This window comes from Arthrobacter liuii, from assembly GCF_014639275.1.
In the GTDB taxonomy this organism is placed as follows: domain Bacteria; phylum Actinomycetota; class Actinomycetes; order Actinomycetales; family Micrococcaceae; genus Arthrobacter; species Arthrobacter liuii.
This window is the reverse complement of record NZ_BMFW01000001.1, coordinates 172,997-188,347: the sequence shown is the minus strand read 5'-3', so window position 1 is coordinate 188,347 and position 15,351 is coordinate 172,997. Positions and strand designations below refer to the sequence as shown.

The 15,351-nt window shown below is 67.8% G+C and carries 11 protein-coding genes and 1 pseudogene; 11 read left to right on the top strand and 1 reads right to left on the bottom strand.

Annotated elements, in window-relative coordinates; all coding sequences use genetic code 11:
- Positions 1-83: 83 nt before the first annotated feature.
- From IEW19_RS00925 to IEW19_RS00895, 7 genes are all read left to right on the top strand, one after another.
- The gene (locus tag IEW19_RS00925; RefSeq protein WP_188569802.1) at positions 84-788 is read left to right on the top strand and encodes a hypothetical protein; all 705 of its coding nucleotides are present in this window, start codon (positions 84-86) and stop codon (positions 786-788) included.
- The gene (locus tag IEW19_RS00920; RefSeq protein ID WP_188569801.1) at positions 785-5,230 is read left to right on the top strand and encodes a type VII secretion EssC family protein; all 4,446 of its coding nucleotides are present in this window, start codon (positions 785-787) and stop codon (positions 5,228-5,230) included. The genes IEW19_RS00925 and IEW19_RS00920 overlap by 4 nt, the downstream gene beginning before the upstream one ends.
- A 121-nt stretch (positions 5,231-5,351) precedes the next feature.
- Positions 5,352-5,978: a hypothetical protein gene (locus tag IEW19_RS00915; RefSeq protein WP_188569800.1), complete on the top strand. Its 627-nt coding sequence runs from the start codon at positions 5,352-5,354 to the stop codon at positions 5,976-5,978.
- Positions 5,979-6,072: 94 nt separating this feature from the next.
- Positions 6,073-8,391, top strand: coding sequence for an NAD-dependent DNA ligase LigA (ligA, locus tag IEW19_RS00910; protein ID WP_188569799.1), 2,319 nt, complete (start codon positions 6,073-6,075; stop codon positions 8,389-8,391).
- Positions 8,388-9,197, top strand: coding sequence for an inositol monophosphatase family protein (locus IEW19_RS00905; RefSeq protein WP_188569798.1), 810 nt, complete (start codon positions 8,388-8,390; stop codon positions 9,195-9,197). Before ligA ends, IEW19_RS00905 begins: the two co-directional genes overlap by 4 nt.
- A gap of 132 nt (positions 9,198-9,329) precedes the next feature.
- Positions 9,330-9,833: a GNAT family N-acetyltransferase gene (locus IEW19_RS00900; RefSeq protein WP_188569797.1), complete on the top strand. Its 504-nt coding sequence runs from the start codon at positions 9,330-9,332 to the stop codon at positions 9,831-9,833.
- 47 nt (positions 9,834-9,880) lie between these two features.
- Positions 9,881-10,261 (top strand): RidA family protein, encoded by a 381-nt coding sequence (locus IEW19_RS00895; protein ID WP_188569796.1) that lies wholly within the window; start codon positions 9,881-9,883, stop codon positions 10,259-10,261.
- Between the two features lie 9 nt (positions 10,262-10,270).
- Here IEW19_RS00895 and IEW19_RS23280 read toward each other — a convergent pair.
- Positions 10,271-10,375: pseudogene (locus tag IEW19_RS23280) on the bottom strand (two-component system response regulator); the annotation flags it as partial.
- Between IEW19_RS23280 and IEW19_RS00890 the strand changes: the two are divergent.
- The 4 genes from IEW19_RS00890 to gatB all read left to right on the top strand — a co-directional run bounded on the left by IEW19_RS00890 (position 10,328) and on the right by gatB (position 15,229).
- On the top strand, positions 10,328-11,701 hold the full coding sequence (locus tag IEW19_RS00890; RefSeq protein WP_188570011.1) for a CitMHS family transporter: 1,374 nt from the start codon (positions 10,328-10,330) through the stop codon (positions 11,699-11,701). The pseudogene IEW19_RS23280 and the gene IEW19_RS00890 sit on opposite strands and share 48 nt — an antisense overlap.
- 146 nt (positions 11,702-11,847) lie before the next feature.
- On the top strand, positions 11,848-12,144 hold the full coding sequence (gatC, locus tag IEW19_RS00885) for an Asp-tRNA(Asn)/Glu-tRNA(Gln) amidotransferase subunit GatC (protein WP_175319340.1): 297 nt from the start codon (positions 11,848-11,850) through the stop codon (positions 12,142-12,144).
- Positions 12,145-12,146: 2 nt separating this feature from the next.
- Positions 12,147-13,721, top strand: coding sequence for an Asp-tRNA(Asn)/Glu-tRNA(Gln) amidotransferase subunit GatA (gene gatA, locus IEW19_RS00880; protein ID WP_188569795.1), 1,575 nt, complete (start codon positions 12,147-12,149; stop codon positions 13,719-13,721).
- Positions 13,721-15,229, top strand: a complete 1,509-nt coding sequence (gatB, locus tag IEW19_RS00875; protein ID WP_188569794.1) for an Asp-tRNA(Asn)/Glu-tRNA(Gln) amidotransferase subunit GatB — start codon at positions 13,721-13,723, stop codon at positions 15,227-15,229. The genes gatA and gatB overlap by 1 nt, the downstream gene beginning before the upstream one ends.
- Positions 15,230-15,351 lie beyond the last annotated feature (122 nt).

The window sequence follows — 15,351 nt, the reverse complement described above, 5'->3', positions numbered from 1 at the left end:
GCACTCCTGCACAGGGAGCCGGCAACAGCACGTCATCAGCACTCCGGTGACCGGAACAGTTCTGCCTTGAGGAGGCACAGATCATGGGGGATCTAGCTATAGATTTCTGTGGCGAATGGTATGAGCCATCGGATGAGGACATCTTCAACATCGGCCGCGAAGGCGACCTTGAGGTGGATGACAACCCGTACCTGCACCGGCAGTTCCTGCAGGTGGCCCGTTATGACGGCATCTGGTGGCTCAGCAACGTGGGCAGCATGCTCTCTGCCACAGTGGCTGACGCCTCCGGCGGCATGCAGGCCTGGTTGTCGCCCGGTGCCCGGATTCCGTTGGTGTTCAGCCATACCAACATCATCTTCACGGCCGGTCCCACCACCTACGAGTTCGCCGTACACCTGAAAACGCCGTCCTTCCGGCAGGAGGCCAGGGAAGGCGCCGGCAGCGGTGACACCACCATCGGCCCCGTGGTCTTCACGGACGCGCAGAAGGCGCTGATCGTGGCGCTCGCAGAGCCCGTGCTTCGGCGCGAGGGCACCGGCTTCAGTGCCATCCCATCCTCCGCGGCCGCCGCGAAAACCCTGGGCTGGGCATTGACGCGCTTCAACCGCAAGCTGGACAACGTCTGCGACAAGCTGAACCGGGTGGGGGTAGCGGGCCTGCGCGGCGGCGGCGGAAAGCTTGCCACCAACCGCCGCGCGAGGCTGGTGGAGCACGCCGTCACCACCCACCTGGTGACGCCCGATGACCTGTACCTGCTGGAAAAGATGAGGGGCGTGGACGAAGGATGAGGATCCGGCTGACACTTCGCCGCGAACCCGCCGACGCCAAGGACCTGGCGGTCACCGTGGACGGCCTGGCCACCGTGGCCGATATCGCCACCGTGCTGTGGGCCGCGGACCCGGACCGCAAAGGCACGGCTGCCCCGGAGAACCTTTCCCTGCGGATCGACGAAGCCTTCGTGGGCGCCGGCATCAGTGGAAACATCCTGGCCCGGGAGGACAACCTCCTCGAATCAGGCCTGCGCCCCGGCTCGGTGGTATCGCTGGCCCAGGCCAGCGGGCAGTTCCACGAACCTGGCGCCAACCGGGGGCCGGCTGCCGCAACCCTTCGGGTGTTGTCAGGGCCCGACGCCGGCCGCGAATTTTCGCTGCCCACCGGCACCAGCTATATCGGCCGGGACCGGGACGTGGACATCCGGCTGACGGACCCGCTCACCTCCAAGCGGCACGCCCGGATCACGGTGGCCGAGGGCGTCGAGATCGTTGACACCAACTCCGCCAACGGCCTCCTCATGGACGGCCTGCCGGTGACCCGCGCCATCCTGAACTCCTCCGACACGGTGACCCTGGGTGACACCACGGTCACCGTGGTGCCGCTGGGGCACAACCATGCGGCAGCGCCGACGTCGCCCCTGGTGGACTTCAACCGCTCCCCGCGGGTGGTACCCCGCTTCGAGGTGCCCAAGCGGGTCCTGCCCGCCGGGCCCAAACGCCCCGAGGACCAGCCCTTCCCGTACATTATGCTGATCGCACCGCTGATGATGGGTGCTGTCATTTTCGCCGTCACGCAGAATGTGCTCTCCATGGTGTTCATGCTGATGATGCCCCTGTTCATCGTGGGCCACTACGTGGACCAGCAGATGCGGACCCGGAAGCAGCAGAAGGAACAGCTCAAGCAGTTCCGCGCCTCGATGGCCGCCTTCCGGCAGGACCTCACCGAACTGCAGCAGGTGGAACGCGCCGTCCGGCTCCAGGAAGCGCCGTCGGTCAGCGACACCGTGGACGCCATCTACAAGCTCGGACCCCTGCTGTGGACGCACCGCCCCGAACACTCGTCGTTCCTGGGCCTGCGGTTTGGCCTGGGGACCGCACCTTCCCGCATCCCGCTTGAAGAACCCTCCACCAACGACACCGAGGTCCAGTACGCCCGCGAAATCCAGGACTGCATCAAGCAGTTCAGCGAAATCGAAGGCGTCCCCCTGGTTTCCCAGCTGCGCACCTCCGGCGCCTTGGGCATCGCCGGCGCCCGCGGCCTGGTGGACGATGTTGCCCGCGGCATGGTGCTGCAGCTGGTGGGCCTGCATTCCCCGGGGGAAGTGGTCCTCACCGCCATCACCTCCGCCCAATCCCGGGAGCGCTGGAACTGGCTGCAGTGGCTGCCGCACGTGGGCTCGGGCCACAGCCCCCTCGGCGGGGACCACCTTGCCGCCGGGTCCGCCGGCGGCTCCTCCCTGCTGGCCCGGCTCGAGGACCTGGTGGAGGCCCGCGAAGCGGCGGCCAAGCGGTCCGGCCCGGACCTCCGACCCGGGATCGATCCGCTGAAGCATGAGCTCGAGGAGCCGGTCCTCCCGTCCGTGCTGGTCATCGTGGAGGACGACGCCCCGGTGGACCGCGGCCGCCTCACCCGGCTGGCCGAGCGGGGCCCGGACTCCGGAGTGCACATCCTGTGGGTGGCCACCGACATCCAGGCGCTGCCGGCCGCCTGCCGCGACTTCATGGTGGTGGACGGCGACCACGGCACCACCACCGGCCAGGTCCGCCTGGGCCGCCACACCTACCCGGTCAGCTGCGAAAGCGTGGACGCGGAGCTCGCGGCCCAGCTGGCCCGGATGCTGGCCCCCGTCGTTGACGTGGGCAAGCCGGTCAACGACGATTCCGACCTGCCGCGCGCGGTCTCCTACGCAACCCTGATCGGCAAGGACTTCCTCGACAATCCCCAGGCCGTGGCCGAACGCTGGACGGAAAACAACTCCGTGCACGCCACCGCCGTGGCCAACCGCAAGGACAACGGCACGCTCCGCGCCCTGGTGGGGTCCAAGGGGATCGAGCCGCTGTACCTGGACCTGAAGAACGAGGGGCCGCACGCCCTGGTGGGCGGCACCACCGGTGCCGGCAAGTCCGAGTTCCTGCAGTCCTGGGTGATGGGTATGGCCGCGGCCTACAGCCCTGACCGCGTCAGCTTCCTGTTCGTGGACTACAAAGGTGGCGCCGCGTTCGCCGACTGCATCAACCTTCCGCACACCGTGGGTCTTGTCACCGACCTTTCCCCGCACCTGGTGCGCCGCGCCCTCACCTCCCTGCGCGCCGAGCTCCACTACCGCGAACAGCTGCTGAACCGGAAGAAGGCCAAGGACCTGCTGGCCCTGCAGCGGGAGGCAGACCCGGACGCCCCTCCGTACCTGATCATCATCGTGGACGAATTCGCCGCACTGGCCAACGACGTGCCCGAGTTCGTGGACGGGGTGGTGGACGTGGCCGCCCGGGGCCGCTCCCTGGGCCTGCACCTTATCCTGGCCACCCAGCGGCCGGCAGGGGTCATCAAGGACAACCTCCGCGCGAACACCAACCTCCGCGTGGCACTGCGCATGGCCGATGAGGACGACGCCACAGACATCCTCGGAGTTCCGGACGCGGCCTACTTCGATCCCGCGATCCCGGGCCGCGGCGCCGCCAAGACCGGACCCGGCCGCGTCCAGGGGTTCCAGACCGGCTACGCCGGCGGCTGGACCACGGACAGGCCACAGCGGCCCCAGATCGACATCGTGGAGATGGCTTTCGGCTCCGGTCCCAGATGGGAGGCGCCGGCCCCTGACAAGCCGGTGGCTGCCGAACCCGCCGGCCCCAACGACATCGCCAGGATGACCACCAACATCGTCCGGGCCGCCGACACCCTGGCCATCGCCCCGCCCCGCAAGCCGTGGCTGGACGAGTTGGCCAAGACCTACGACTTCTCCAAGCTGCCCAACCCGCGCACTGACGAACAGCTGCTGCTGGGTGTTGCCGACGACCCCGTGCACCAGGACCAGCCCACCGTGTTCTACGAACCGGATCGGGACGGCAACATGGCCATTTACGGCACGGGCGGTTCCGGCAAGTCCGCCGCGCTCCGGGGCATCGCGATTGCTGCCGCGGTCACCCCGCGCGGCGGCCCGGTCCACGTGTACGGCATCGACTGCGGCTCGGCCGGGCTGCGGATGCTCGAAGAGCTCCCGCACGTGGGGGAAATCATCAGCGGCGACGACGTGGAACGGGTGGGGCGGCTGCTGCGCCTCCTGCGGGACATCGCCGAGCTGCGATCGGCGCAGTTCGCCGAGGTGCGGTCGTCCACCATCGTGGAGTACCGGAAGCTGGCGAACCGGCCGGACGAGAAACGGATCTTCGTGCTGGTGGACGGTATGTCCGCCTTCCGCGAGGCGTACGAGCACAGCAAGCTCTCCGGGCTCTGGGATATTTTCCTGCAGCTCGCCACCGACGGCCGAACCCTGGGGATCCACCTGGTGGTCACGGGGGACCGGCCCAACGCCGTCCCCGCGTCATTGCTCGCCTCCATCCAGCGCCGGCTGGTGCTGCGCCTTTCCTCGGAGGACGACTACATCTCCATGGACGTTCCCAGGGATGTCCTCACCGCCACATCGCCCCCGGGCCGCGGGCTGCTGGACGGGCTTGAAGTCCAGCTGGCCGTCCTCGGCGGCAACTCGAACCTGGCCCTGCAGGCCCGCGAAGTGCACAAGCTCAGCGAAGCCATGCTGCGCCAGGGCCTGGAAACCGCGCCGGGCATCGAGCGGCTGCCCGATCAGGTGGACCTCGATGTCCTGCCGGCCGGCAGTCCGGACCTGCCGGTCATTGGCGTGGACGACGAGTCCCTGCAGCCGGCGGAGATCATGGCACGCGGCCCGATGCTGCTGGCGGGCCCGCCCGGCGCCGGGCGTACTGTGGCCCTGGTGACCCTGGCCTACGCCCTGCGCCGGTCCAACCCCGCGACCGAGCTGATCTACCTCGGGTCCCGCCGGTCCGCCGTCGCGTCCCTCCCCATTTGGAACCGCTCCGTGGTGGGGCCGGACGACCTAGCCGCGGTGGTGGAGGACCTGGTAGAGCATTCCACCGGAAACCCGGGGATGGTGGCCATCTTCATTGAAGGCCTCACGGAGTTCACCGACACCATCGCCGAATCCGGAATGGCACAGCTGGTCACGGCGTCCCTGAAGGCGGATCAATGGGTGGTGGGTGAGTCCGAGTCTTCCACCTGGTCCTCGGCCTGGCAGTTGGCCCAGCCCTTCAAATCGGGGCGGCGGGGCTTGCTCCTCAGCCCGGGGGACATCGAAGGCGACAGCCTGCTCAACACCTCCCTGGGCCGGGTCAGTCCGGACTTCATCCCAGGCCGCGGATACGTGGTGGGACGCGGCAAAGCACGAAAGATCCAGGTGGCGCTCCCGCCCGAAAACCGGGACTGAACAGCCCTGATGACGGTGGGGCCGCCACTGCCGCGGATTTGCGGCCCCGCATGAAGCTGTAGAAGACTACCGGGGACACCAGAAAGCCGCGGTGGGGGGCTGCGCGCATCGAAAGGTAGCAATGACCCCGTCCGCACCGGTCCTCTACGCTGTTTCGACGACGGCATCAGCGGCTGCCCTGGCCCTGGCCTTTGGCTTCTTCCCAGCCGGGCCGGCGCTCGCTGCCTCCCCGGAACCCTCGCCCACACCCGTCTCAGGTACCCAGGCGCCCCCAGACTGCGGGCTGGTCTGCCTGCCCGTCCTCGCCAGCAGCCCCGACGCCGGCCAAACCGGGCGGCCCCGCAAATCCAGGGAACCGGCGCCGCAACCCGCACAGCCGGCGCCCCCTGCTGAGGCTCCCGGCCCGCCTGTCCAGCCCCCGGCGCCCCCGGCCGACACGCCTCCGGCGGCTGACCCGTCCGCGGTTCCGGCGGCCTCGGAGGCGCCGCCGGGGGAGCCTGTCCCTGACTCGGCCTCGGCCTCGGCCGCTGCCGGTTACCGGCCGCCTACCGGCCCGTCCAGCGGGCAGGACTGGAACAGCCCCGTCACCCGGTCCGCGCGGCCCACCCAATTGGCTGCCGTTGCCCCGGCCCCCGGCCGGGGCCCGGACGGGCCCGCGCTCCTGCCCACCGTCCTTGGAGCGCTGCTGGTAGGGGTTGCCGCCGGCGCCTTTGCATGGTGGAACCGGAACCGGCTCCGGTCGCACTGACGCACGCACTGGCGCTTCCCGCACTGGCATCCGGTTTCTCCTTGCCACGCCGCCCCGCCGGGTGACTGTCAGAGGTGTAGGGCAAGATAGGTCTGTGAGCACAGGACCAGGACCCGCAGAACAGACCGCCACCAGGACCGCGGCACCGCACGAGCCCGAAGCGATCCCCTCCGAAGCCCTCCGCGGAGAATACGAAAACCTCGCGGACCTGGTCCGGAAGTACCGGTTCGCGTACTACCAGCAGGACGCGCCCTTGGTGTCGGACGCGGAATTCGACTCGCTCTTCCGCCGCCTGGAGGAGATCGAGGCACTTCACCCCGAACTGGTGGCCAACGATTCGCCAACCCAGGAAGTGGGCGGCGAGGTCTCCGCCGCGTTCGCCCCCGTGGAACACCTCCAGCGGATGTACAGCCTGGAGGACGTCTTCTCCCTGGAGGAGCTCGAGGCCTGGCTCAACCGGGCCGAAGCAAGCATCGAAAAGATCGGTGACGGCGGCGCCAGGGCAGCCTGGCTGACCGAACTCAAGATCGACGGCCTGGCGGTCAACCTCCTGTACCGCGACGGCAAGCTGGTCCGCGCCGCCACCAGGGGCGACGGAACCACCGGCGAGGACATCACCCACAACCTGCTCACCATCAAGGAGATCCCGCAGGAACTGCGCGGCGGCGGCTTCCCTGCCGAAATGGAGGTGCGCGGCGAGGTCTTCATCCCGTCCAAAGCCTTCGCCGAGTTCAATGAGGCCCTGATTGAAGCCGGCAAGGCACCGCTGGCCAACCCCCGCAACGCGGCGGCCGGCTCATTGCGGCAAAAGGACCCCGCCGAGACCGCCAAGCGGCCACTGAAAATGTTCGTCCACGGGATCGGCGCCCGCGAAGGGCTTGACGCCGGCAGCCAATCGGAAACGTATGCGCTGCTCAACGAGTGGGGCCTGCCGGTCAGCCCGTACTTTGAGGTGCTGGAGACCCGTGAGGACGTCCTGGGCTTCATCAAGCGCTACGGGGACCAGCGCCACAAGCTGCTCCACGAAATCGACGGCATCGTGATCAAGGTTGACGATTTCGGCACGCAGCGTGCCCTGGGCAACACCACCCGTGTTCCGCGCTGGGCGGTTGCCTACAAATACCCGCCCGAAGAAGTGCACACCAAACTGCTGGACATCCAGGTCAATGTGGGCCGCACTGGCCGGGTCACGCCCTACGGTGTCATGGAGCCGGTCAAGGTGGCAGGATCCACCGTGGAAATGGCCACGCTGCACAACCAGGACGTGGTGAAAGCCAAGGGCGTGAAGATCGGTGACATCGTCATCCTGCGGAAGGCAGGGGACGTCATCCCCGAAATCGTTGGCCCGGTCCTGTCCCTCCGGGACCAGCAGGACCCGCCGGTGCGGGACTTCGTGATGCCCACCGATTGCCCCTCCTGCGGCACTCCGCTGGCACCAGCCAAGGAGGGGGACGTGGATGTCCGTTGCCCCAACGCCAGGTCCTGCCCGTCCCAGCTCCGCGAACGGGTGTTCCACGTGGCCGGCCGGGGTGCCTTCGACATCGAGGCCCTGGGCTGGGAAGCGGCCATCGCCCTGACCCAGCCCACTGAACCGGAAGTGCCCCCGCTGACCTCTGAAGCCGGGCTGTTCGACCTCACCCCCGAGGACCTGGCCGATGTCCGCATCCGCCGGGAGAAAAAAGCCAAAGGCGTTCCAACCGGCGAGTACGAAATGGTGCCGTACTTCTTCAGCAAGGGCACGGCCAAATCGCCGTCCAAGCCCACCGCCACCACGCAGAAGCTCTTCAAGGAACTCGAAAAGGCCAAGACCCAGCCCCTGTGGCGCGTGCTGGTTGCCTTGTCCATCCGCCACGTGGGCCCACGCGCGTCACGGGCCCTGGCACAGGCGTTCGGTTCCATGGACCGCATCCGCGCAGCCTCCGAGGAGGAACTCGCCCACGTGGACGGGGTGGGGCCCACCATCGCCGCCGCGCTGAAGGAATGGTTCGCGGAGGACTGGCACGTGGAGATCATCGACCGCTGGGCCACCGCCGGGGTGCGGATGGAGGACGAACGCGACGAGTCCATGCCGCGCACCCTCGAAGGGCTCACGGTAGTGGTCACGGGCTCCCTGCCCAACTTCAGCCGCGACGAGGCCAAGGAAGCCATCCTGCTCCGCGGCGGCAAGGCCGCCGGCTCCGTTTCCAAGAACACCAGCTACGTGGTGGCGGGCGAAAGTGCCGGCAGCAAGCTGGACAAGGCGGAGCAGCTGGGGGTCCGCGTGCTGGACGAGGACGGTTTCCGCCAACTGCTCGACGGCGGCCCGGCTGCCGTGGGTGATGCGGCAGCGGCAGCCACGGACGGAGCGCCGGGTCTGGACCAGGATGGCAACGAGGAAGCGGCAGTACCGGCCGCGGTTGAGGAGAACGCATGACGTCGGTTTCGGAACTGCTGGAGGTGGCCAAGCAGGCAGCCGCGGCAGGCGCCAAGGTCCTTTCCAGCCGGGACGGCAACGCCCTGGACGCGAGCAACAAGGGGGCGGCGGGGGACTGGGTCACCGCCTACGACCTTGCCGCCGAGAATGCGGTGCGGGACGTCATTGCCGCTGCCCGCCCGGGCGACAGCATCACCGGGGAGGAACAGGGAACCACCCGGCCTGCCGATCCCACCGGCTACCGCTGGTCCATCGACCCGCTGGACGGCACCACCAACTTCATCCGCAACATCGTCTACTACGCCACGTCGGTTGCTGTTGCAGATGCCGACGGCGTGTGGCTGGCCGGCGTCGTCAACGCCCCTGCCCTGGGCCGGGTGTATTACGCTGCCCGCGGCCAGGGTGCGTGGCTGGAGGAGCGCGGGGCAGTCATCAGGCTCGACGGGCCCCTCTCCGGCCGCACCGGACAAATCCTGGCCACCGGGTTCAGCTACGAGCCGGGGATCCGGTCCGAGCAGGCTGCCGCCTTCGGCACCCTGCTGGACGGCTTCGCCGACGTCCGCCGGCTTGGGTCCGCCGCCCTGGACCTGTGCATGGTGGCGGACGGAACCCACGACGCGTACGGCGAACGGGGCCTGAACGAGCACGACTTCTCGGCTGGTGCCCTGATCGCCGAGGAAGCGGGCTGCTGGGTGCGCAGGCCTCGCCTGACCAGCCCCCTGGACGGCGGTCCAACGGACGACGAGCGCCTGGACGCCTGGACGTGCGCCGCCAGTTTGGAGCTGTCCGGCAAGTTCCCCGTCTGAGCAGGCACGCTTCCCCTCCGGTGGCGCCTGCCCCGGCAGGTCCAACTGCCGGGCCGCACCCGTTCTGATAGTTCGGTCACGGTAAGCGCCGTTCCGGCGGATCCCGGGCCGGCCCGCCACTACCATTGATGGGTGCAGCAGCAGTTAATCATCCGTCCCGCCGTCGAGGCTGACTTCCCCGCCGTGGCCCGCATCACCGGCGACTCCTACCTCTCCGCAGGCTACTTCGACGACGCCGCCCACCCGTACATGGCCAAGATCATGGATGTGGGCGCGCGCGCCCGGCAGGCCACCATCTGGGTGGCCGAACGGCAGGGAACCGTCATCGGCTCTGTGACGCTGGCACGTGCGGGCGAACCCTACGCAGACATCGCACTGCATGATGAGTTGGAGTTCCGCATGCTGGTGGTGGACCCGGCCGTCCAGCGCAGCGGCGCCGGCAGGGCCATGGTGGACGCCATCATCAGCCATGCAAGAACCCTTCCGGGCATCCGTGGGGTGTCCCTCACCACCGGCCAGGACTGGGAAAGCGCCCACGGCCTGTACCGCAAGACCGGCTTCCAGCGGGTGCCCGAACGGGACTGGTTTGTACCCGGTACCGACACAAAACTGCTGGTTTACCGGCGCGACCTGTAGCAGCCCTACAGTGGTGGCGACCCATTCCAGCTTTGAAAGGCCCACCCATGCGCAAAACGTTCGGCAGCGGATCCGTCTGGGAGCAGACCCTCGGCTACTCCCGCGCCGTCCAGGTGGACAACACCCTCTACATCTCTGCCACCGCGGCCAGCGGCGAGGACGGAATCGTAGGGGATGACTTCTACACCCAGACCCAGTACATCCTGCAGAAACTCGGCAAGGTACTTGCCGATGCCGGCTTTGCCTACGAGGACGTGGTGCAATCCAAGCTGTACCTGACGGACATCAGCAAATGGGAAGAGGCCGGCCGGGCCCACGGCGAGGTGTTCGGTGAGATCCGCCCCACCCTCTCCTTGGTCCACGTGCTGCCGTTCCTGGACCCGAAGATGCTCGTCGAGATCGAACTGGTGGCCCAAAAGAGCGCGTAGGCTCTCCTGCTACCTTCCCGGCAGGCCGTAGCGGTGCTCCGGCCTGCCGGTGGTGCCGTACCGGAGCTGGATGTCCACTGCGCCGTCGTCGGCCAGCGAAGACAGGAGAAGTTGACGCCAGTGCTGGCGTTGATCATTGTCCCTACTGTTTTTGGCCTGTTCGCCGGGGCCGGCCGTGGCATCGGCGACATGGTAATGGACTCCATGAAGTCCATGACCTCCGCCGCGGCCCTGCTGATGTTCGCCATCATCTACTTCGGCCTGATGATCGACGTCGGGTTGTTCGACCCGCTGGTGAAGTTCATCCTCCGCAAGCTGGGCAACGATCCCGCCAAGGTTGTCCCGGGCACGGCCATCCTCGCGGCCGCCGTGTCCCTGGACGGTGACGGATCCACCACCTTCATCCTCACCACCGCGGCCATGCTGCCGGTCTACCTCCGCCTCAAGTTGAGCCCGGTGGTCCTCACCTGCGTGGCCGGCCTGGCCAACGGCACCATGAACATCCTGCCCTGGGGCGGCCCCACGGCCCGTGCCGCCACCACCCTGAAGATCGACGTCAACGACGTCTTCGTCCCCATGATCCCGTCCCTGGTGGCCGGCCTGGTTGTCGTCTTCGCCTTCGCCTGGCTGCTGGGCCTGCAGGAGCGCAACCGCCTCCGTGCCACCGCGCCGGACATCTGGGGTGTCCCGGACACTGCAAAAGGGTTCGACGGCGGCACAACAGCGGGTGCTTCGGGAACCAGCGCTTCGGGAGCCGGCCGTGGACGCAAGGGTGGCAACCCCGGCGGAGCAGCTCCCGCGGTCGACCGCCCCCTGGGTGGATCCTCCGTGGCCGTCCTGGACCGCACTGACACCCTCATTGACGACAGCGGCGCCGGACTCACGGACACCGCACTTGATCCCAACCGCAGCACCCTGCGCCCCAAGCTGTTCTGGTTCAACCTGGCCCTGACCGTTGCCGTCATGGTGGTGCTCGTGGCCAACGTCATCCCGCTGCCGTTCGTCTTCATGGTGGGCGCCGCCATCGCACTGCTGGTCAACTTCCCCAAGGTCAAGGACCAGGGCGCCCAGCTGATTGCGCACGCGCCGTCCATCGTGGCCGTGGTCAGCATGGTCATGGCCGCCGCCGTCATCACCGGCGTCCTGAGCATCCCCATGACGTTCTTCATGAGTTACGACGCGTTCTACTTCGGCGTACTGCCGGTCCTGAGCGAGACCGCTGCCCACTACGGTGTAGGCGCTGCCGACATGGCCCGCGCCTCCATCACCGGCCAGCCGTTCCACCTGCAGAGCCCGCTGGTTCCGGCCATCCTGCTCCTGGTCTCGCTGGCCAAGGTGGACCTGGGTGACCACCACAAGAAGGTCCTGTGGCGCACAGCCGTTATCTCCCTGGTGATGCTTGGCGTCGGCATGCTGACTGGAGCCATTGGTATCGGTTAGTCTGTAGCTGCCTGCGATCCTGTCCCCGCGACCGGACCGGGCATCGAAGGTGCCCGTCTGACGCCCGCTGGGGGATGTCAGACGGGCATCTGCGTTTCCCCACTAGACTGGATCGGAAAACAATTCGAACTTTGCAGGGGAGATCCATGGCTGCGATCAACCGTGACGACGTCGCGCATCTCGCGCGACTCGCTCACATCGAGATGAGTGCCGAAGAGCTGGACAGGATGGCCGGCGAGCTGGCCGTCATCGTCGATTCGGTCAAGTCCGTCAGCGAGGCCGCCGGGGACGACGTTCCGGCCACCTCGCACCCCATTCCGCTCACCAACGTGTTCCGCGACGACGTTGTGGGACACACCTTCACTGCGGAACAGGCACTCTCCGGCGCCCCGGATTCCGATGAGAACCGTTTCAAGGTCCCGGCCATCCTGGATGAGGCATAACCATGACTGAACAGAACCCCGCCGGCATCAGCGCCGAAACCTTGATCCGCCTGTCCGCCGCGCAGCTGGCCGATAAGCTGGCCGCCGGCGAAGTAACCGCCGTGGAAGCCACCCAGGCCTACCTGGACCGCATCGCCGCCGTCGACGGCCAGGTCAACGCGTTCCTGCACGTCAACGCAGAAGAAGCGCTCGCCGTCGCCGCCGAGGTGGACGCCATCCGCGCCGCCGGCGGAGCGGAAGCCGAAGCCCTCCACTACCTGGCCGGCGTTCCAATCGCGGTGAAGGACCTCATCGTCACCATCGGCCAGCCCACCACGGCCGGCTCCAAGATCCTCGAGGGCTGGCACAGCCCCTACGACGCCACCGTCGTTGAGCGCCTGCGTGCCGCGAAGATGCCCATCCTGGGCAAGACCAACCTGGACGAGTTCGCCATGGGTTCCTCCACCGAGCACTCGGCCTACGGCCCCACCCGCAACCCCTGGGACCTGGACCGGATCCCCGGCGGCTCCGGCGGCGGTTCGGCAGCGGCCGTCGCCGCTTTCGAAGCCCCCCTGGCCCTCGGAACCGACACCGGCGGTTCCATCCGCCAGCCCGGCGCCGTCACCGGCACCGTCGGCGTGAAGCCCACCTACGGCAGCGTCTCCCGCTACGGTGCCATCGCCATGGCCTCCTCCCTGGACCAGATCGGGCCGGTCACCCGGACCGTGCTGGACTCCGCCCTCCTGCACCAGGTCATCGGCGGCCACGATCCCCGCGACTCCACCTCGCTGCCCGAACCCCTGGCCGACCTCGTCGCCGCTGCGAAGACCGGCAATGTCGAGGGCCTGCGGATCGGCATCATCAAGGAACTGCACGGCGAGGGCTACCAGGCCGGCGTCGAGAACCGCTTCAACGATGCCCTGGAGCTGCTGAAGGAAGCCGGAGCGGAAATCGTCGAGGTCTCCTGCCCCAACTTCCAGTACGCCCTGGGCGCCTACTACCTGATCATGCCGTCCGAGGCCTCCTCCAACCTGGCCAAGTTCGACGGCGTCCGGTACGGCCTGCGCGTCCTCCCCGAAGAGGGGCCCATGACCATCGAACGCGTCATGGGTGCCACCCGCGCCGCCGGCTTCGGTGACGAGGTCAAGCGCCGCATCATCCTGGGCACCTACGCCCTGTCCGCCGGCTACTATGACGCCTACTACGGCTCCGCCCAGAAGGTCCGCACGCTGGTCCAGCGCGACTTCGACGCCGCCTTCACGCAGGCCGACGTGCTGATTTCACCCACCGCCCCCACCACGGCGTTCCCGCTCGGCGAAAAACTGGACGATCCGCTGGCCATGTACCTCAACGACGTCGCCACCATCCCCGCGAACCTGGCCGGCGTCCCCGGCCTGTCGCTGCCCGGCGGATTGGCGGACGAGGACGGGCTTCCGGTGGGCATCCAGCTCCTGGCCCCGGCCCGCGAGGACGCCCGCCTGTACCGCGTGGGCGCAGTCCTCGAATCGCTGCTTGAGGCCAAGTGGGGCGGCCCGCTGCTGGCCCAGGCCCCCGACCTTGCCGCTGCCGGAACCCTCGAAACCCAGGAGGCAAAATAATGAGCACCGACGAAATCCTGAGCTTCGAAGAGGCCATGGAGAAGTACGATCCCGTCCTGGGGTTCGAGGTCCACGTGGAGCTGAACACCAAGACCAAGATGTTCTCCTCCGCGCCCAACGTCTTCGGCGACGAGCCAAACACCAACGTCAACGAGGTGGACCTCGGCATGCCCGGCGTCCTGCCGGTGGTCAACAAGACGGCCATCGAGTCCTCCATCAAGATCGGCCTGGCGTTGAACTGCAAGATCGCCGAGTCCTGCCGCTTCGCCCGGAAGCAGTACTTCTACCCGGACACTCCCAAGAACTTCCAGACCTCGCAGTACGATGAGCCCATCGCGTACGACGGCTACCTGGACGTTGAGCTCGAGGACGGCACTGTGTTCCGCGTGGAGATCGAGCGCGCGCACATGGAAGAGGACGCCGGCAAGCTGACCCACATGGGCGGTGCCACCGGTCGGATCCAGGGCGCGGACTTCTCCCTCGTGGATTACAACCGTGCCGGAGTTCCGCTGGTGGAAATCGTTACGAAGCCCATTGAGGGTGCCGGCTCCCGCGCGCCTGAACTGGCCAAGGCCTACGTGGCGGCCGTCCGGGAAATCGTGAAGAACCTCGGCGTCTCTGACGCGAAGATGGAACGCGGCAACGTCCGCTGCGACGCCAACGTCTCGCTTCGCCCGCACGGCCGCGAACGGTTCGGCATCCGCTCCGAGACCAAGAACGTGAACTCGCTGCGCGCCGTCGAGCACGCTGTGCGCTACGAGATCCAGCGCCACGCCGCGGTCCTGGACTCTGGCGCGCCCGTCATCCAGGAAACCCGCCACTGGCACGAGGACACCCGCACCACCACCTCGGGCCGTGCCAAGTCCGACGCCGACGACTACCGCTACTTCCCGGAACCGGACCTGGTCCCCGTGGTTGCCTCCCGGGAATGGGTGGAGGAACTGCGCGCTACCCTGCCCGAACCGCCGGCCGAGCGCCGCAAGCGCCTCAAGGCCGACTGGGGCTACTCAGACCTGGAATTCCGCGACGTGGTGAACGCCGGCGTCCTGGACGAGATCGAGGAAACCATCGCGGCCGGGGCGTCCGCCTCCGTGGCGCGCAAGTGGTGGATGGGCGAGATCGTGGGTCGCGCCAAGGCCGCCGACGTGGACCCGGGCCAGCTGGGCGTCGAACCTGCCACCATCGTGGAGCTCGCGCAGATGGTGGAGGCCGGAAAGATCAACAACAAGATGGCAACCCAGGTGCTGGATGGCGTGCTCGCCGGTGAAGGCACCCCGGCGGAGATCGTCGACAAGCGCGGCCTCGCCGTCGTGTCCGACGACGGGCCCCTCCTGGAGGCCATCGACGCCGCACTCGCCGCGCAGCCCGGCGTCGCGGACAAGATCCGCGCCGGCAAGGTGCAGGCCATCGGTGCGATTGTTGGCGGGGTCATGAAGGCCACCCGGGGCCAGGCCGACGCCGGCCGTGTCAAGGAACTGATCCTGGAGAAGCTGGGCGTCACCGTCTAGCAGCATCACAGCCCAACTGGGTCGCAGTTAATGTCGTTTTGGGGGCCCAAAACGACATTAACTGCGACCCAGTTGGGCTTTAAGTACTCAGGCGGGTCTCACCGAAAGTACCCGTGGTTGAG